The organism is Deinococcus aerolatus, assembly GCF_014647055.1.
GTDB classification, from domain to species: Bacteria; Deinococcota; Deinococci; order Deinococcales; family Deinococcaceae; genus Deinococcus; species Deinococcus aerolatus.
Map to the genome: position 1 here is coordinate 131,484 of NZ_BMOL01000006.1, position 18,160 is coordinate 149,643.

14 protein-coding genes are annotated in these 18,160 nt (G+C 69.2%); 4 read left to right on the plus strand and 10 right to left on the minus strand.

Going from position 1 to position 18,160, the window contains the following annotated elements; genetic code table 11:
* The first annotated feature begins 80 nt into the window (after positions 1–80).
* The 4 genes from IEY31_RS08500 (at position 81) to IEY31_RS08515 (ending at position 4,849) form a co-directional block, all read left to right on the plus strand.
* Positions 81–1,241 (plus strand): anhydro-N-acetylmuramic acid kinase, encoded by a 1,161-nt coding sequence (locus tag IEY31_RS08500; protein ID WP_229723428.1) that lies wholly within the window; start codon positions 81–83, stop codon positions 1,239–1,241.
* Positions 1,242–1,323: 82 nt separating this feature from the next.
* Positions 1,324–2,073 carry a DUF1175 family protein gene (locus IEY31_RS08505; RefSeq protein ID WP_188970893.1) on the plus strand — a complete coding sequence of 250 codons (750 nt, stop codon included), beginning with the start codon at positions 1,324–1,326 and terminating at the stop codon, positions 2,071–2,073.
* 97 nt (positions 2,074–2,170) lie between these two features.
* On the plus strand, positions 2,171–3,613 hold the full coding sequence (locus IEY31_RS08510) for a potassium/proton antiporter (RefSeq protein WP_188971001.1): 1,443 nt from the start codon (positions 2,171–2,173) through the stop codon (positions 3,611–3,613).
* Between the two features lie 243 nt (positions 3,614–3,856).
* Entirely contained in the window at positions 3,857–4,849 is a 993-nt protein-coding gene (locus tag IEY31_RS08515) for a tyrosine-type recombinase/integrase (protein ID WP_229723429.1), read from the plus strand.
* Between the two features lie 13 nt (positions 4,850–4,862).
* On the opposite strand, the gene IEY31_RS08520 is transcribed toward IEY31_RS08515, so the two are convergent.
* From IEY31_RS08520 to IEY31_RS08565, 10 genes are all read right to left on the minus strand, one after another.
* Positions 4,863–5,897 carry an ABC transporter ATP-binding protein gene (locus IEY31_RS08520; protein ID WP_188970897.1) on the minus strand — a complete coding sequence of 345 codons (1,035 nt, stop codon included), beginning with the start codon at positions 5,895–5,897 and terminating at the stop codon, positions 4,863–4,865.
* On the minus strand, positions 5,894–6,673 hold the full coding sequence (locus IEY31_RS08525) for an ABC transporter permease (protein ID WP_188970899.1): 780 nt from the start codon (positions 6,671–6,673) through the stop codon (positions 5,894–5,896). Before IEY31_RS08525 ends, IEY31_RS08520 begins: the two co-directional genes overlap by 4 nt.
* Positions 6,670–7,509 (minus strand): ABC transporter permease, encoded by an 840-nt coding sequence (locus IEY31_RS08530; RefSeq protein ID WP_229723430.1) that lies wholly within the window; start codon positions 7,507–7,509, stop codon positions 6,670–6,672. Before IEY31_RS08530 ends, IEY31_RS08525 begins: the two co-directional genes overlap by 4 nt.
* Positions 7,510–7,514: 5 nt before the next feature.
* Positions 7,515–8,708: an ABC transporter substrate-binding protein gene (locus IEY31_RS08535; protein ID WP_188970901.1), complete on the minus strand. Its 1,194-nt coding sequence runs from the start codon at positions 8,706–8,708 to the stop codon at positions 7,515–7,517.
* Positions 8,705–9,610, minus strand: a complete 906-nt coding sequence (locus IEY31_RS08540; RefSeq protein ID WP_229723431.1) for a lysophospholipid acyltransferase family protein — start codon at positions 9,608–9,610, stop codon at positions 8,705–8,707. Before IEY31_RS08540 ends, IEY31_RS08535 begins: the two co-directional genes overlap by 4 nt.
* A gap of 257 nt (positions 9,611–9,867) precedes the next feature.
* The gene (locus IEY31_RS08545; protein ID WP_188970903.1) at positions 9,868–10,512 is read right to left on the minus strand and encodes a class I SAM-dependent methyltransferase; all 645 of its coding nucleotides are present in this window, start codon (positions 10,510–10,512) and stop codon (positions 9,868–9,870) included.
* Positions 10,513–10,615: 103 nt separating this feature from the next.
* Positions 10,616–11,656, minus strand: coding sequence for a zinc-dependent alcohol dehydrogenase family protein (locus IEY31_RS08550; RefSeq protein WP_188970905.1), 1,041 nt, complete (start codon positions 11,654–11,656; stop codon positions 10,616–10,618).
* A 33-nt stretch (positions 11,657–11,689) separates the two neighbouring features.
* Positions 11,690–12,304 carry a hypothetical protein gene (locus IEY31_RS08555; protein ID WP_188970907.1) on the minus strand — a complete coding sequence of 205 codons (615 nt, stop codon included), beginning with the start codon at positions 12,302–12,304 and terminating at the stop codon, positions 11,690–11,692.
* A 10-nt stretch (positions 12,305–12,314) separates the two neighbouring features.
* Positions 12,315–16,745 (minus strand): alpha-2-macroglobulin family protein, encoded by a 4,431-nt coding sequence (locus IEY31_RS08560; protein ID WP_188970909.1) that lies wholly within the window; start codon positions 16,743–16,745, stop codon positions 12,315–12,317.
* Positions 16,746–16,874: 129 nt separating this feature from the next.
* A complete protein-coding gene (locus tag IEY31_RS08565; protein ID WP_188970911.1) occupies positions 16,875–17,879 on the minus strand; it encodes a sugar-binding transcriptional regulator in 1,005 nt (334 codons plus the stop codon).
* Positions 17,880–18,160: the final 281 nt, after the last annotated feature.

The following is an 18,160-nucleotide window of genomic DNA, read 5'->3' on the forward strand; positions in this document are numbered from 1 at the left end:
TGCAGACGTAGGCAGGGAGAGCAGAGGAGAACGCCGCCGGGGTGCGGGTCCGGAACCACCGGTTCATTCGGCGGCCCCCGGTGACACGCGCCCCGCGCCTGCTGGGGCTGATGAACGGCACCAGCGTGGACGGCATCGACGCGGTCTTGATCGAACTGCCTGGCTGGCCGGCGGTCGGTGATGGCGGCCAGCCGCCAGTGTTACGCGGTGCCGCCCCCCGCGCCACCGTGCTTGAGCACCGCTACACGCCGTTTGCCGACGATCTTCGCGCGGCCCTGCTGGCCGCCAGCCGGGACGAGGCCAAGACCAGCGAGATCACCCAGTTGCAGTTCTGGCTGGGCGAGGCGCTGGCCGAGGCCGCCGCCGAACTCTCGGCCGACGCGGACCTGATCGCCAGCCACGGCCAGACCGTCCACCACATCCCTGCCCCCGACGCCGCGCGCGGCTGGCACACCCGCTCCACGCTGCAGATCGGCGAGGCGTCGGTGATCGTGGAGCGCACCGGCAAACCGGTGGTCTCGGATTTCCGCGCGCCCGACCTGGTGGCCGGGGGACAGGGCGCGCCGCTGGTGCCGTTCGCTGATCGCCTGATGTACGCCGAGGCCGGGGTCCGACGCGCCGTTCACAACCTGGGCGGCATCAGCAACCTGACCTACCTGCCGGGGCTGGACGAGGGAGGCGTGATCGCCTTCGACACCGGCCCGGCCAACGCCCTGATCGACGAGGCCGCCGAACTGTTCGGCCAGCGGTTCGACGACAGCGGACGCATGGGCGCCGCCGGTCACGTGGCCCCCTCACTGCTGGAGACGTGGCACACAGACCCCTACCTGAGCGCGCCGCCGCCCAAATCCACCGGACGGGAACGCTGGAATCTCCAGAACCTGCCCGGCGTCTTCGAGCTGAACGCCCGCGACATCGCCGCCACCGTCACCGCCTTCAGCGTTCAGACCGTGGTGGACGCCTACCAGCGTTTTATCGTGCCGCACGGTCTGGACGAGATTGTCGTGGCGGGCGGCGGCGCGTACAACCCCACCTTCATGGCGCAGCTGCGGGCCGCCCTCGCGCCCCTGCCGGTGCTGACCTTCGAGGAGCGCGGCTGGAACTCCAGCGCCCGCGAGGCCGCGGCCTTTGCCGTCCTGGGGTACTACGCCTACCAGGGCTGGCCCAACACCCTGCCGCACACCACCGGGGCACGCCACGCGGTGATCGCTGGGAAGCTGTCGCGGCCCGCCCGGACCTGAGGCGCATATTGGCGGCCCGGGACGCCCAGAATGCCCGCGCTGTCCTCACCCGCCGCGCCAGCTGCGGGACGATACTCGGGTCATGACGCGGCGTCTGTTCACGGTCCTGGGCCTGGTGGTGTGCCTGGGTCTGGGTGGCGGCGGCGCGCAGCCTTCGGCGCCGGCCGTGACCCACGGAGCCGGTGCCGCGGACCGGGACCGCGACGGCTACCCGGACGCCGCCGAGCTGGTGGGCACCGACCGCGCCCGGTTCGCCGACTGGTTCGCCGCCATCGCCGAGAGCCAGTACACCCGCATGAACGCCGACTGGAGGCCGGAGGACCGCGACTGCGGCGGGCTGCTGCGCTACGCCCTGGTCAACGCGCTGATGCCGCATGACGCGGCGTGGTTTGCCAAATTCGGCTACTTTCCCCGGCCCACACTCGGCCCGGTGCAGGCCCTGCGTTACCCGCTGCCCGTCATCAGTCGCTCGGTGTTCCGGGTGGCGGGCGGGGCGTACCAGGCCGGGGACATCGAGGCGGGGCGGCTGGTGGGGCGCACCGGGGTGCAGCACCTGGCGACGCATTCGATGCGGCCGGTGTCGCGTGACCTGGCGGCGGCCCGGCGCGGCGACCTGCTGATCTTTATCCGCCCCGGTCTGCGCTCGTACCACAGCATGGTTTACCTGGGCGGCGGCCGGGTGGTGTACCACACCGGGGCCAGTCCCGCCGAGGGCGGTGAGGTCCGGCTGCTGACCGTCCAGAGCCTGCTGCGCTACGCGGACCGCGCCTTTCACCCGGCGGCCGGCAATCCCAACTTTCTGGGCGTCTACCGCTGGAAGATCATGGACTGAGCGGCCCCCGCGGCCAGCGCAGCGCGCTCCAGCGTGAAATTCCGGACGAACCGCGGCCCTGTGGCATGCTGGGGAGGTGCCCGCTCTTACCACCGAAATGTACCTGCTGGCTGCCGGAATTCTGCTGCTGGTCAGCCTGATCGTGAGCCGCCTGGGCGGTCGGCTGGGCATTCCGGGCCTGCTGCTGTTTCTGGGCGTGGGCATGCTGGCCGGGTCCGACGGCCTGGGCATTCAGTTCAGCGATTACCAGCTGGCGCAGGCGCTGGGGACCCTGGCGCTGTGCTTCATTCTGTTTCAGGGCGGCCTGACCACCAACTGGGAGGAGACGCGGCCCGTGATCCGGCGCGGGCTGAGTCTGGCCACCCTGGGCGTGCTGATCACGGCGGGCGTGATGGCCGCGTTTGCTCACCTCGCGCTGGGGCTGCCGTGGTTGATCGCGTGGCTGCTGGGCGCGGTGGTCAGCAGCACCGACGCCTCGGCCGTGTTCAGCGTGCTCAAGGAACGCGCGCTGGGCCTCAAGGGGGACGTGGGGCCACTGCTGGAATTCGAGTCGGGCGGCAACGATCCCATGGCGGTGTTCCTGACCGTGGGCTTGCTGGAACTGATTGCCAACCCCGGCATGGGCGTGCTGGAGATCGTGCCGCTGTTCGTCAGGCAGATGGTGATCGGCGGCGTCCTGGGCGTGGTGCTGGGCCGCGTGGCGCTGGCGATGCTCAACCGGCTGCAGCTGCAGGTTGAGGGCCTGTACTCGGTGCTGAGCCTGGCACTGGCCCTGACCATCTTCAGCCTGACGGCGGTGGCGGGCGGCAGCGGCTTCCTGGCGATCTTTGTGGCGGGCATCCTGCTGGGCAACGCCGACTTCCTGCACAAGCGCAGCCTGCTGTCGTTCCATGACGGCCTCGCGTGGCTGATGCAGGTGGCGATGTTCTTGACCCTGGGCCTGCTGGTCAACCCCCGCGAGCTGCTGCCCACCGCCGAGCTGGCGCTAGCCTGCGCGCTGGTGCTGGTCTTCGTGGCGCGGCCCGTCAGCGTCTTCGTGAGCCTGGCGGCCTCGCGCATGCCGCTGCGCCACAAGACGATGGTGGCGTGGGTGGGCCTGCGCGGCGCGGTGCCCATCGTGCTGGCCACGTTTCCGCTGCTGGCCGGCGTTCCGCAGGCCCAGACCCTATTCAACGTCGTATTCTTTATTGTGCTGACCAGCGTGTTGCTGCAGGGCACCACCCTGACGCGGGTGGCGGACCTGCTGGACCTGCGCGAGACCCGCAGTGTGCCGCCCACCCCGCCGCTGACCTACACCCCCACCGGCTACAGCAAGAACGCGCTGGTGGAGGTCGAGGTGCGCTCCGGCAGCGCGGCCGACGGCCGGCGCATCGTGGACCTGCACCTGCCGGCCGAGGCGCTGGTGGTGCTGGTCGACCGCGCCGGCGAGTACCTGATTCCCGGCGGCGCCACCCGGCTGGTCGCCGGCGACAACGTGCAGGTGCTGGCCCAGGCCGAGGGACTGCGTGAGGTCCAGCGCCAGCTCGGGCACCCGGTCTGAGCTGGGGGCCGCCGCCTGACCCCGGCACCGGACTGAGGCCGCCCGCACCCCAGGCACGTCCGGCCCCAGTCGGCGAAACATCAGTGCCGGCAAAAAGCCTTCACCTGACCAGGATGAGGGTGCCCACAGCTCATTTTACGGTTCTCTGCCCTAATGCTTCTTAGGCAAGAGAACAGGGTAGACTGGCCGGGTGGACCTCTCACCCTCTATTCCGAATCTGATTCAACCCAGGAAGCCCCGCGCGTGACGCTGGCGGTCTACCGGGGCGACTTGCTGGCGCGCAGCCGGGAATGGACCGGGCTGCACGACGACGAGCTGCGCCGCCGCGCCGTGCGGGCCGCCGCCGAGAAGGACGCGGCACAACTGGTCTCGCTGACGGTGGCGTATCTGGCCCACGGCGGCGGCAGCGGCGTGCTGACTAGCCCACGTACTGTGGAGGCCTACGCGCTGGGCGTGCGTCAGTACGTGGACTACGCCGCCGCGCAGGCGGTGGGTGTTCTGCGGCCCGGACGACACGACGCCCAGGGCTACGTGAACGCCATGCTGGCGGCGGGGCGCAAACCCGCCGGGGTGGGGTTGAAGGTGGCGGCGGCCAGTTGCCTGTACCGCGCCTTGCGCTGGGCCGGGGCCAGCGAGGCTGATCCCTTCCGCGACGTGCGGGTCCCCAGGGACCCCACCCCCGGTATTGTCAAGCGGCCGCCCTATTCCGAAGACGAGTTGGCCGACGTGATCGACTGCGCGGACGTGCAGGCCAGGTTCCTGCTGTTCCTGACGGCCCACGCGGGGCTGCGCATCAGCGAGGCGCTGGCGCTGGAATGGGCGGACCTGGACGAGACCGCTCGCCGCATCCATGTGCGCTCAGGCAAGGGGCGCAAGGGACGGATCGTGGCCATGAGCAGCAGCCTGGGCCGGGCCTGCCGTCAGTACCGCGCGCTGTTCGCGCCGGGGGGTCCGGAACACATGGACGGCAAGCGCACCACGCCCGCCACGCAGGTGTTCCGCTACGGCCGGGTGATGACGGCGCGCTACCACGTGGAAAAGGCCTTCAGGGCGGCGAACGTGCCGTTCCGGGGTTTTCATCCGGGGCGCAAGTACGCCGGAACGCGCCTGCTGCGGCAGATCAAGGATTTCGGGCGGGTGGCCGCGCACCTCGGCCACGCGTCGGTGGACACCACCCGCAAGGGTTACGCGCAGCTTGCGGCGGATGACCTCAAGGACGATCTGCTGGGCTGGTAGGCCGCAAAATCGTTCAGTCCCGGGGGTCAGGGAGCGTCCAGCACGCGTGAGCCGGGCAGTGCAGCGCCACCCTCTCCCCCACCGTGAGCCGCACGGTGGGCGGGGCCTGCCACACCAGACGCTGGCCACACACCTCCAGGTCGTACTGGCGAAACGTTCCGCCAAACGACGTCCCGCAGATGACGGCGACGAACGAATTGCACGCGGCCTCCCCCAGCTGCAGCGCTTCCGGGCGAAAGGTCAGCGTGACGGGACCATGGTGCTGGCGCGCCGTCACAAACCTGCCCAGCGCCGTCTGGACGTCCAGGCCGCTCTGCACGCCAGCAATGAAATTCTGCCCGCCGAAGAACCGCGCCACACTCAGGCTGGCCGGGCGCAGGAAAAAATCTTCGGGTTCGCCCACCTGCTGCAGCCGTCCCGCTTCCAGAAAACCGATGCGCTGCGCCACCGCCAGGGCCTCCTCCTGATCATGGGTGACAAGCAGCAACGTGGTGCCAGCCTTTTGCTGCAGATCCACCACCCAGCGGCGCATCTCCCGGCGCAGCGGGGCGTCCAGCGCGCTGAAAGGTTCGTCCAGCAGCAGCATTTTTGGGGCCGTGATCAGCGCCCGGGCCAGGGCCACCCGCTGCTCCTGCCCGCCCGACAGCTGGTGCGGCAGCCGCTGGCCAAAACCGCTCAGACCCGTCTGGGACAGCATCTCCTCGACCCTCGGGCCGATCTCCCGGGCAGACACGCCGCGCAGGTTCAACCCGAACGACAGGTTTCTCGCCACGGTCAGGTGCGGAAACAGCAGGGGTTGCTGAAACACCAGGCCGATGTCGCGTCGCTCGGCCGGCACCCCGAGCATGCTCTGCCCGGCCAGCCGCACCTCCCCACGCTGGGCGCCTTCCAGCCCCGCGATGACCCGCAGCAGCGTGCTCTTTCCGCTTCCGGACGCCCCCAGCAGGACGAAACGTTCGCCGGAGGCCACCTGTAACGTGATGTCGCTCAGCACGTCCGGGCCGGCCGCGTAGGCTTTGCCCAGCCCCTGGATGGTGAGCTGGCTCAAGTGCGCCATCCCTGTACCCGCGGCGCGATCAGGGCAAACACCAGCAGTGTGGGCGCGATGTACAGCAGGCTCAGGGCCCCGGTAATGGCGTAGTCGCCACCCTGCACTGCCGAAAACAACAGCAGCGGCAGGGTCAGCACTTGCCCGCCGCCCACGATCAGGGTCAACAGGTACTCGCTCCACGACACCAGAAACGCAAACAGCACGCTCACCAGCACGCCGGGCATAACCACCGGCAGGGTCACCCGCCAGAACACCTGCCAGCGGTTTGCACCCAGCGAGCGGGCCACAACTTCCAGGCGGGTGTCGTAGCTGCCGAAGACGCCGCTGAGCAGCACCACCGCGTACGGCACCACCGGAATCAGGTGTGCCAATACCACGCCGGGGCGCGTGTCGGCCAGGCCCAGACGGATGAACATCACCTGAATGCCCATCACGCTGGCAAAGGAAGGCAACACCAGCGGCGCAAGCAGCAGCGCCGAGAGCCGCCCGCGTTTCTTGACCTGACCCAGGCCCAGGACGCGAGCTGCCGGCAGCGCGATGGCTGTGCCCAGCACCGCCGTGACGGTCGCCACCCACACGCTGCCCCACAACGCGGACCACACCTGGGAGGTGGGGGCAAACACCGACTGCCACGCCCGCAAGCTCCACTCTGTGGGCAGCGCCGCCGGGTAATACCAGCGCCCCGCCACCGACCAGAGGACCAGCAGCGCGAGCGGCAGCGTGGCCGAGACGCCCAGCCCCACGCCGAGGGTGACTTTCAGGCTGCGGTTCATCCGCCGCGCCCCCCCTGCGCCCGCACATAGGCCCATACCAGCGCCCCGCCCAGCGCCGCCACCACCATGCTGATGGCCAGCGCCGAGGCCCGCGCCGTCAGATCGGTATCGGTGAAGGCGCGGTAGGCCAGCACGGGCAGCGTGGTGGGCGAGGTGGCTCCCAGCAGCGCCGGGACCTCAAACGACGACAGGCTGAAGGCGAACACGAGGACGCCACTCGACAGCAGCGCCGGACGAATCAGCGGCAGGGTCACGCGCAAAAAACGGATCCAGGGCCCGGCCCCCAGGGTCCTTGCCACCTCGTTCAGACGCGGATCAAGCTGCGTCAGCGCGGCCAGCACGTTCAGTCCGATGAACGGCGTTTCCTTCCAGATCAGCTCCAGCACGATGCCCATCCCCCGGCGGTCATACAGCAGCGCCGGAAAATCCTGCGGGCCTGCGGTGAGGCCCGCGGCCAGCGTGAACCGCGAGAGCAGCCCACTTTGCGAAAGCAGCAGCAGCGTCAGAATGGAAGCCACCAGATGAGGAATGGGCAGCGTCAGGCCAAACAGGAAGCGCAGGCGTCCGCCCGCGCCTGCCCGGTGCAGCAACAGGGCAAACGCCGTACCGAACACCGCCGCCAGCAGCGTGCTGGCCGTCGCCACCCAGGCGGTCAGACCCAGCGAGGCCCAGAAACCGCGGTCCGCGAACAGCTGCCGGTAGGCGTCCACATTCAGCGTGTCCTGTCCCAGTGCCGGCGCGTAACCCAGGCTTTGCAGGCCGCCGAGCAGCAGACCCCCACCGAAGAGAAGGCCCGTGACCAGCAGCGCAGGCACAAAGGACAGGACGCGCCACACCACAGCTATTTCAGAATCTCTTTCTTGAAGCCGTCCTGCACGTTCCTGTCGTACTGCGCGTCCACGTCACTGAACGCCTTGCTGCTCAGCAGCGCCGGGTCCAGGGTGTACGGTCCGACTTTCAGCGCGGCCCTGACCTGCTTCTGGAAGGCGGGCCCGACCCTGGCCGGATCGATGCCCAGCCCATCGCCCCACAGGTTGCCCGAGAGCTTGGCCAGTTGCAGCTCCGGCGTCAGCAACAGATTGGCCACCACCTTGGCCCCAGCAGAATGGGCCGAGTTGTAGGGGATGGCGACGTAGTGCGTGTCGGTCACGGTTCCGGCGTCGAAGACGAACACCCGGGCCGTTGCTGGCAGCACGCCGCTTTTCACCTCGGCTGCAATTCCGGCGATGTTCTGCACGAAGGCAAAGTCGATCTCGCCGTTGGCGAACAGCGAATACAGGTTGGGCACGTCGGCGGGGAAGGTCTGGCCCCCCCGCCACAGGTCCGGCCTGATGGTCTTGACGTAGGTCCAGAGTTTGGGCGCGGCCGTGGCCCACAGCTGCGGCTTGTACGGGCCGACGAACTGGGCCTGTCCACCCGCGAGCTCGAACATGGCCTGACGCAGAAACCGGTTGCCCGAGAAGTTCGGCGGTGCGGGAAAGGTGAAGCGGCCCGGGTGCGCCGCGATCCAGGCGGCCAGCGCTTTGAAGCTGCGCGGCAGTTCTGATTCCTTCACGCGGGCACTGTCGTAGACGTACTGCCACTGCGAGCTGCCCCAGGGAGACTCCGCACCGTTCACCGGAAAACCAAAATCGTTGCGGATCGCCGGACTCTTCCAGTCGACATAGCGGGCGTTGGGCAGCGCTTCGGCCCAGCCGGTCAGCAGCAAGTTGGCCTGCGCGGCACTTCTGAAATTCTCGCCGTTGATCCAGATCAGGTCCACGCTGCCGTTGGTGTTCTTCCCGGCCTGCTTCTCGCCCAGCACCTTGTTAACGGCCTGCACGGTGTCGCTGACAGGCACGCGGCGCAGGGTCACGCCGGCCTTTCTGGCGGCCGGGGCCACCACGGTATCCACGTACCGGTTGATATCGTCTGAGCCGCCCCACATGTAGAAGTTAACGGTCTGGCCCTGGGCCTGTTTCTGGATGGCCGCCCAGCTCTGGGCGCGGGCGGTGGTCAGGGTCAGCAGGGCGGACAGAATCAGAACACGTTTCATGCGGTACCTCTCAGAAAGGCGGCGCGGTGGGCTGCCATCTTGCGCGCCAGTTCGGGAAAATCGGGGTCGATGTCGAGACGGTAGCCGTCCCAGTAGCCGTCGCGGTCCGGGTCGAAGAAGCGGGCGGGCGGCGAATTCGGGGCCAGGGCCGCCGCCTTCATGGCCCTGCGCGTGCGGACGCGAATGGCTTCGAGGTGGCCCGCCTGAACCTCCTGGGCAGAGATGGGCGGCAGGACGGTCAGGGCCACCGGCTGGCCGTAGCGCAGCGCGGGCGCAAACGGGTGTTCCCAGATGCGGTGCGTCCCGCTGATGGCCACAGGCAGAATCGGCGCGCCCACACGCCGGGCCACCTCGAAGACGCCACGTTGGAAGTCGGACTGAATTCCGGCGATGGCCCCCTGCGGAAATGTGGTCAGACTCTCGCCGCCCTCCAAGATGGCCTCGGCCCCGCGCCACAGGTCACGGAACCCGCCCAGCGGGTGCTCGGGGTTGATGGGCAGGTGGCCCAGCCGCGTCACCACTGGTCCCACCACCGGCCAGCCGAAGATCTCGCGCCGGGCCACAAAGCGCATGGGCAGGGGCAGCTGCAACAGGCACAGCACGTCGGCAATGCCCTCGTGAAGCGGCGCGATCAGGTAGGGGCCAGCGCCCACATGCTCCAGTCCGCGCATCTCCAGCCTCACTTCCAGATGGTTGAGGACTAGGCGGCTGAAGCGCTGCTGCAACTGAAACCGCTGCTGTACGCTGAGGTCCGCAGAGGCACGGCCCGCCTGACGCAGCGCCCTCCAGATCAGCGGACGGCCCAGCACACTGAATTTCAGCCGTGCGGCGCGGCCCTGCGGAGCAAAGTGCAGTTCGACAGGTTCGTCAGGATGTGGGGTGGGCGGCGGAATCAAGGGCACCTCGGAAATTGGACAGGAATGTTCAGGCGTGGCACCTGCATAAGTGGGTACGCAATCCGGCGGCAAAGCGTTCGGTGCGGCCTCCGCCCTCCTCTCCAGGCAGACCAGCCAGCTCTGGGACGTGGGCGGTGGACACGGTCAGGTGCTCGAGTGAGCCTACCGCCTGGGAGCCACAGCAGGTCCGTCCCCGCACCTGCACCGTTTCTGAAGGCCTTTCCCAGACAGGACGTGGTCAGCCGCCCACACGGCGCCCGGGTTCACCCTGTCGCCCGGCCGACCACGGCATACAGCGGATCGCCTGTCAGGGTGCCCCGCGCCGAGCGTGGGCTGCAGTCCAGGGCGGCAATGTCGCCCCAATTGCCTGCCGCCTCCAGATACTGCTGGACCAGGCGCAGGTGGCCGGCGTCGTCGAGCGTGTGCCACACCGCCACGGCCTTGGTGGGAAAACAGCGGTTGGAAAAGCTGATCACCACCGGGCCGCCAGGCACCAGCACCCGTCCCAGATCGCGCAGCACGGCCACCGGATCGGTCAGGTAATCGATGGACACCGTGATGCCTGCTGCGTCGTGGCTGTGGTCCGCGAAGGGCAGCCTGGGCGCGGCGTTGAGATTCTGGACGATCACCGAGGTCAGCTGTGGATTGCGTTCCAGTTCAGCGCGGTTGAGTCCCAGGCCCACCACCTCGCCGTACCGGACCTCGGGCGGAAGGTGACTGACCCAGCTGGACATCAGGTCAAGGATGCGGCCCCCGGCGGGAAAGTATTCGCGGTAGAGGGCCGTGACGGCCGCGATGGCCCCGGCGTCGATGTGGGTGACGAAGCGCGGCTCGCGGTAGAACTGCTCGTCCGGCGTCTCATCGGCGCGGCGGAAGGCTGCGCTGGGCAGCGTGGGCTCACGGATCATGCCCGGCAGTCTCGGTCAGGAAGGCCGGCGGCTGTGTGTGATGGGCTGCGCTGTGAGACCGGCTGCGCAGTGTGGTGGGGTGAACGGACAAAATGGCGCGGCGCTAGTTGAAGCGGTCAATCACCTGAACACCAGTGCCGCTGAAGGTGTCCATGCCGGTCAGCGCGTCCACCGACTCCCCCAGCGTCAGCCGCCGGCCGATCAGGCGTTCCGGGCGCAACTGACCGCTCTCGATCATGCCCAGCATGTCCGGATAGGCGTGCGCGGCCATGCCGTGGCTGCCGTAGATCACCAGTTCCCTGGCGATCACGGCGTCCATCGGCAGGGGCGGGCGGCCATGCTCGGCCACCAGCAGGCCCACCTGCACGTGGCGGCCCTGGGTTCGCAGGCACAGAATGGAATCGGCACAGGTTTGCGCGTGCCCCAGCGCGTCCAGCGACAGGTGGGCGCCGCCGCCCGTGACCTCGCGGATGGCCGTCACGACATCAACCTCGCGGCTGTTGACCACGAATTCCGCACCCAGTTCGGCCGCCCGCTCCAGCTTGTCCGCGCCGATGTCCACCGCGATCACGCGTGCGCCCAGGGCATGGGCGATCATCACCGCCGACAGGCCCACGCCGCCGCAGCCGTGAACCGCCACCCACTCACCGCCTCTGGCCCGGCCCTGCTGCACCACCGCCCGGAACGAGGTGGCAAAGCGGCACCCCAGGCTGGCTGCCGTCACGAAGTCCAGGTTCTCCGGCAGGCGCACCAGATTGTGCTCCGCGTAGCGCAGGGCCACGAACTGGGCAAATGATCCCCAGGCCGTGAAGCCCGGCTGAAACTGCGCCCGGCACACCTGCTGCTGCCCCGCCTGACACTCGGGGCAGCGCCCGCAGCCCGACACGAAAGGCAGCGTGACGCGGTCCCCCTCGCGCCAGCGGGTGATGCCTGCCCCCACCGCCACCACGGTTCCGGCGATCTCGTGACCGGGGACGTGCGGCAGGGCGATGTCGGGGTCATGGCCCATCCAGCCGTGCCAGTCACTGCGGCACACGCCGGACGCCTCCACCCGCAGCACCACACCGTCCGCTGCCGGCACGGGGTCAGGAACGGTCTGGAGTTCGGGGCGCATTCCGAATTGCTCGTAGACGACGGCTTTCATTGTGGCGAGTCTTTCACGGGCGTGGGCCGCGCGTCACCACCTGAGCGCTCCCTTCCAGCCCCGCGCCCGCACCAGCCTTGCCGCCCGGACGGTGGCCTCGCGGTAGGCGGCACTCAACTGTGCTGCGTCACGGTTCAGCAATTCGGCGTCCAGACGGTTGGCACGTGCGCTTTCTAATCCCGTCGAGGTGCGCGGGTCCGCCTGTCCCTCGCCGCTAAAGGTGCGGGCCAGCCCCTCGGCCAGCCAGCGTGGAATGCGGGCCGACTGGGCGGTGTGGAAGGCCTCGTGCCGCACGGTGGTGGGCAGCAGGCCGCGCGCCGAGAGCGCCGAGAGCCGCTGCGTGCGGATCACCGCGCCCCGGGTGGACGCCGCGATGTTCACCGGCTCTCCGGTGCGGGCCGCGAAGTCCGCCGCGTTGCCGGCCGCCTCCAGACGCACGCGGGCAGGCGGCGGCAGGCCCAGCGCCCTCAGGTCACGCGCGGCCCGGTCCCACGCCACAAAGACAACGCCGAGGTGCTGACGGTCCCGCGGGTCCGCATAGCTCACCGTCAGGGCGCCGTGCTGAGCTTCATAGGCCTGGGCGCCGGGAATCGGAAGCGTGAGACTGAGGAACGCCGCGAGCATGCGCCAGGGGAACGGCCTGCTCACGACTGCCTCACTACCGGCCCCGGTCCCGCACCGTGAACGTCGTCGCCGGGGCGTAGCCCTCGACGTCCGGGTCGTACATCAGGAAGGCGTGGGTGGGCAGCGCCGTGAAGGTGCCAGGGGTCTGGGCGCGCAGCAGGTAGGTCAGCTTCTGCTCGCCTTTCAGGTGGTCGGCGTACAGGTCCACGCGGTCATCGAGCAGCTCACGGCCCGCGTACCAGTAGTTCCAGCGGTCCCAGCCGTACCCGTCGGGATTTTGCAGGCCCGCAATCGCCAGGCTGCGTTCATCCAGCGCCTTCATGCCAGCCGGGATGGGATCGCTGACCACCAGGTACCGCGCGGCCTGGCCCACCGGCTGCACGCTGAGCGTCACCAGAATCAGGTCGCCCACCGTGACCGGCTGCATCTGCCCGCCCCGCAGCAGCGGCACACGGCGGTAGCTGTAGCTCTTTTTCTTCGCGTCCCACACCGGTTCCAGGCGCTGATACTGGCGGCTCAGGCGGAAGCCCTTGCTGGCGTCGCCCCTGAGCTCGGCGGGCTCGCGGCTGTATTTCAGTTGGGTGCTGAAGGTCAGCCCGGCGGGCGCGCCCTGCAGCGTAACCGTGTGTGCCCCGGCCTTCAGGGTGCTGGTGTCGATCTTCAGGGTGGCCCCCTGCCCGCCCAGCGTGGCCTCCCCGGCCGTCTTGCCGTCCAGCAGAACACTCACGTCACCGCTCACCGCTTTCACAGGCTTGAGGGCCAGCGCCGCGATGATCACGCTGGTGGTGTCCTGGGTGGACAGCCACTTCGGGCCGCGCCGGTTGCCCAGCAGCCACTGCGAGACGCCGGGAATCAGCGGGCTGTTCGGCTCCAGCGTGGCGAGGGCCTCCAGCGCCCTGGCGGTGACCTGCACGCTGTTGTCGTCCCAGGAGTCGTACCAGACGTCGCCGCCGCTCCGTTTCGGCTTTTCCCAGTGCGAGAGCGCGCCGCCGTTCGTCCCGATGCGCTTCGCCTTGAGCAGGTCCAGCACGTCGCGGGCGGCCTGCTCCTGTCCCGTCTTGTTCAGCGCCAGCGCGGTCTGGGCCAGCGCGTAGGGTTCCAGGTCCCCCCGGCGGGCGAAGGTGGCCAGCTGGCCCCTGTCCACTTTTCCGGCGGCGGCCAGGGCACGGTACGCGCTGGCGCGTTCGGCCTGTCTTCCCTTCGGGTTGGGCACATGCCGGGCAAGGTACTGCAGCCCGCTGTAGAGCACGTCGTTGTTGACTTTCACGCCCAGCGCCTTGGCCCGCAACAGCCCCTCCACCACGTAGGCGCTCATTTCCAGGGTGCTGCTGTCGTACTGCCAGAAGTTCCAGCCGCCGTCCTCGTGCTGGAACAGTTCCAGCCGGGCCAGTCCCGCACTCACGATGTCGGGCAGATGCTGGGTCACGCCCTGCGGCAGGGCGGCGCTGCCCAGGGTTTCTTCGGCCAGCAGCGCGGGCAGGAAACGGCTCATGGTCTGCTCGGTGCAGCCGTAGGGATAGCCCACCAGATACTCCAGTGCCGGCGACACGGCCGACAGCAGCGACGGCGTGAGGCTCAGGCTCAGGTCCAGCGTTTTCAGGTTCGCGTCCGGCGGAAGGTTGAGCGTGACGCTGGGCTGGCTGACGCTGCCCACTGCTGTCTGGGTGACCTCGTAGCCCCTGGCCTTCACGGGCAGCGGCAGTTTCAGGGCGTCGTTGCCGGAGGCGGTGCGGGCGGTGAAGGTCACCTCTGCCGTGCCGACGTTGCCGGCCCGCACCTGCATGTCGCTGCGGGCGCGTCCGTTGGCACCCACCCGCAGCGGCGCACCCCCCGGTTGCAGCGCCGCGCCGCCCAGGGGACTCAGGCCCTTCAGGACGGCGCTGGCCGTGCCGGTCACCTCCAAGTTCAGGGTGTTGTTGACGATGCCCGACAGCGTGACCGTGTCGCCGCGCACCAGAAAGGTGGGCAGGCTCAGGCGGGCAATCACGTCTTTGGTGGTCATGGTGGTGGCGGTGCCCTGCCCGAAACGCGGGGCCACCGTCTGGGCACGGGCCGTGGCCACCCAGGTGGTCAGGTTGTCAGGAAACTTGACCTCCACCTCGGCGTGGCCCTGCGCGTCGGTCAGCAGGTTGGGCAGCCACAGAATGGTGTCCCTGAACTCCTGGCGCGGCGTGACCGCGTCGGCGCTGGCGGCGTCGGCGGCCCTGGCCTGCTTGTCCTGAGCGAAGGCGGGTGCAGATTCCATCGGTCTGGGGCCACCCGCCACGGTGCCCACCTGCGAGAAGTAGAAGTTGAGGCTGGAATTGGTCCCCACCGCGTTGGCGCGCGGCGCGTCGAACACCTGGGCAATCGGGGTGGCATTGTCGCGCTGTACCAGGTAGATGGCCTGGTCCACCACGCCCAGTGCCACCTCGCCGGCCACGCCCTTGCCGTCCGCGCCGCGCACGTCCACGCTGAGTTTGCCGGTGTCACCGGGAGCGTAGCGGGCCTTTTCGGGACTCACCCTGACGGTCAGTGCCGCGCCGGCGCGGGGAACGCTGACCCTGGCCTCGCTACTGTAGAACTGACCGTCCGACAGCGTGGCCGCCGCGACGTGGACGTTGGGGGCCATGTCCGGCGTGACCGGAAACCGGTAGGTCAGCACCGCGCCGCTGCCGCGCAGGACCGTGGAACTGCGCAGTCGGTCACCCTCCAGCGTGACCAGCACCGGGGCGCCGGGCTTCGGGTTGCCCACCAGCACCGTGGCGGTGTCGCCGGGGGCGTAGCTCTTGCGGTCCAGCTGGACGGTCAGGTCGCGGGAGTTCCAGCCGTAGTCCTCGCCGGGCTTCAGCACCCACACGAAATTCTCAAAGGTGCTGGCGCGGCCCTGCGCGTCGCGGACGGTCGCCCGCACCAGATACCCGCCGCCGCGCACGGTGCTGAGGGTGCTGCTGGCCGTGCCGCCCGCATTCGTGGTGACCTGCGAGCGGGCCACCCGCGTCTCGCTCAGCACCCACAGGCTCTTTTTCCGGTCGTAGTCGTAGCGCTGGCGGATCAGGTCCAGGGTGACGTGCGCGGCGCGGCCCACGTCCCGCAGGTCACGGGTGTCCAGCGAAACGCGAATCGGTTTGCCGGCGTCGTAGATGTAGCCGTCGGTGCTGGCCTCCACGTTCAGGCTGGCCGGAAAGGCGATCACCTGCGTCTGGGCGCTGACGGTGCGGCGCGACTCGTCTTCCACCTCGGCCTCGATGCGGTAGCTGACCGGCTGGCCATCAGGGTCACGCGCCAGCGGCAACGTCAGGTCCAGGTCGCCGCTGGCGTTCAGGCGCGTCTCCTCCTGGATCACCAGGTCCGAGCCGTAGTCGCGGCCCCCGTCGTCGGGCGGCAGGGACGCGCTGTCGAAGCCGGGCGGGTAATACGGCGCGCGGGTCACGTTGTAGTTGACCCTGGCCCCGCCTAGGTTGCCGCCGAACAGGTAGCGGGCAGAGATACGCACACTGACCTTCTCACCCTGCACCGCACGTCGGCGGTCCGGCGCCAGCGTGACGGCGTATTCGGGCTTCTGGTAGGCCTCCACCTGAAAGCTGCCGCCGATGTCGGTCTGGCCGTCCCCGGCAGCGTTCTGCGGCACCAGCGAGAAATAGTACTCGCCCAGTTTCGCGCCGGCCCCCAGGTCCAGCCCGGCGCTCAGGGAACCCAGCGCACTGGTGGTCAGGGTCTTGCGGTACACCTCATCGCCGTCCGGCGACCTGATGGCCACCCGCACCGCCGTGTTCGCCAGCGGGGTCAGCTGGCCGGCCTGCCGCAGCACCGCCTTGAACTCCACATGCTGGCCGGGGCGGTAGATGGGGCGGTCCGTGTACACGTAGCCGCGCACCAGCGGGGCCGCGTAGCTGTTCCAGTCCGCCCCGCTCACCGCCCAGTCGTTGCCGTGCCGGGCCAGATAGGTCTCCGTGTCTCCGCTGACGCTGGCCTTTTTCGCGAAGCGGGCCACGCCGTCGCCTCCCGCCAGTACCGGAGCGCCGCGGCCCAGCGGCCACACCCGCGCCGCCCGCGTCTGGCCACTCTCGCGGTCGGCTGTGTAGGCCAGGGCCGCGTTCTGATCGCGCTTGACCACTAGGCCCAGGTTGCTGACCAGCACCACCGCGCCCAGACGCCCGCTGCCCACCACATACACGCCGCTGGGCAGCCGGCCGAACTCCAGGGGCTGGTCCCGCTTTCTCAGGGTGACGCTGCGGATCGTCTGGCTGACCTTTTGCGCCGTGACCCCCGGACTGTGTGGATCGGGCGAGGCGGCGAACAGCGCGGCCGGATCCAGCACCCGCCTCAGCGTGAACACCGTCCCGGCCGGCGCCGACACCTCCACCCGCACCGGCTGGCTGCCCCGGAACACGCCGCCGTAGATGGCCACATTGCGCTGCGCCGGGGCCAGACCCACCAGCAGCAAGCCCGACAACAACACGCCCCGCGTCCAACGTCGCTTCATGTCTGCCCCTTTTTTCGCTCCCGCGCCTGTCCGAGCGTCCGTGCTGCCTGGATTGTGTCACCTTTCACCGTGGCTGTGGGGGGCTCCAGCCAGGGGCGAGTTCATCTCCATGTCAGACGTCTGGGAACCTCAGCGGCCGGGCTCGCCCAGGTCCAGCACCGCCCGCGCCGTCCACTCGTCCACGATCAGGCGGCGCATCAGGCGTCCGGCCAGGGCGGCGTGCAGCGCGGCGGCCTTCCCCAGCCCGCTGACCACGCACAGCGACCCGGCAGCCTCCCGGATCAGACTCAGGGGCGGGCCGCTGGCACGGGCGTTGAGCGACAGGCCCGCGTCGCTGCCGTCAGCACGGTAAAAGACGGTGGCGATGTCCCCCACCGCGCCCTCGGCCCCCAGCGCGGCCAGATCGGCAGCGTCCAGATACCCGGCGCTGTAGACGTGGCTGGGGATGGAGGCGGTGTGGCTGCCCACCGAATAGACCAGCAAGTCAGCCTGCTCCTGAAGGCCCAGCACGTGCCGCACGCTGCGCTCGCGCCACATCGCCCCCTTGGTGTCCGGGTCGTCGAAGAACGTCGGTACCGGGAACAGCTGCGCGCCCGCCGTGAAATTGCGGGCAAAGCGCACAATGGTGTCGGTCACGAAGCCGCTCATGAAGTCGGCGGCGCTGGCCGAGCCGTTGAGCTGCACGAAGGTCAGGTCCGGCACGGGCCGGGGAACCAGGGCGTGGCTCACTGCGCTCAGGGTGGTGCCCCAGGCCAGCCCCACCGTCATGTCGGGGCGCAGCATCTCGCCCAGCGCGGCGGCAGCGGCGGCGGCGGTGCGCTCCAGCCACAGCTGCTCGGGGCTGCCCTGCGGCACGCTGACCACCTGCGCGGTCAGGAACGGGTAGCGGGCCTGCAGCCGGGCCTCCAGGTCCTGGGACTGGCCTTCGGGATCACGAATCCGGATTTCCACCAGACCGCTGCGCCGGGCGTGCGACAGCAGCCGCGACACCTTGGGCCGCGACAGCCCCAGTTCCCCGGCAATCGCGTCGGTGGTCAGGCCCTGCACGTAATACAGCCGGGCCACCTGGACGGCCAGAACGTCCTGGCTGGCAACGTTAGAGGTGGCAGCAGGTACGGCGGAAGCGGGAGGCATGGACGATCAGCATACGTCCTCCTGCGGCCCAGGACAGCGTTTCAGCCGTCCGGCAGTGCGCCGTCCATTCGCAAGGTCAGGTGTGTTCAGGTCAGGTGCCCCTGGTGCCGCCAGACAAACCTTGCACATCTGTTCAATCCGTCATATCATTTGTTCTCAATCCCAGTTCTCAGCTTCTCCGCAACTGACCGTGCATGTTGGCCGTCCCCACCGCCTATCAGCCGCCTTTCGCCTTATGCTTTTATTGGCGACTCTTCTTGGTTCAGCCCGTCTCTGAGGAC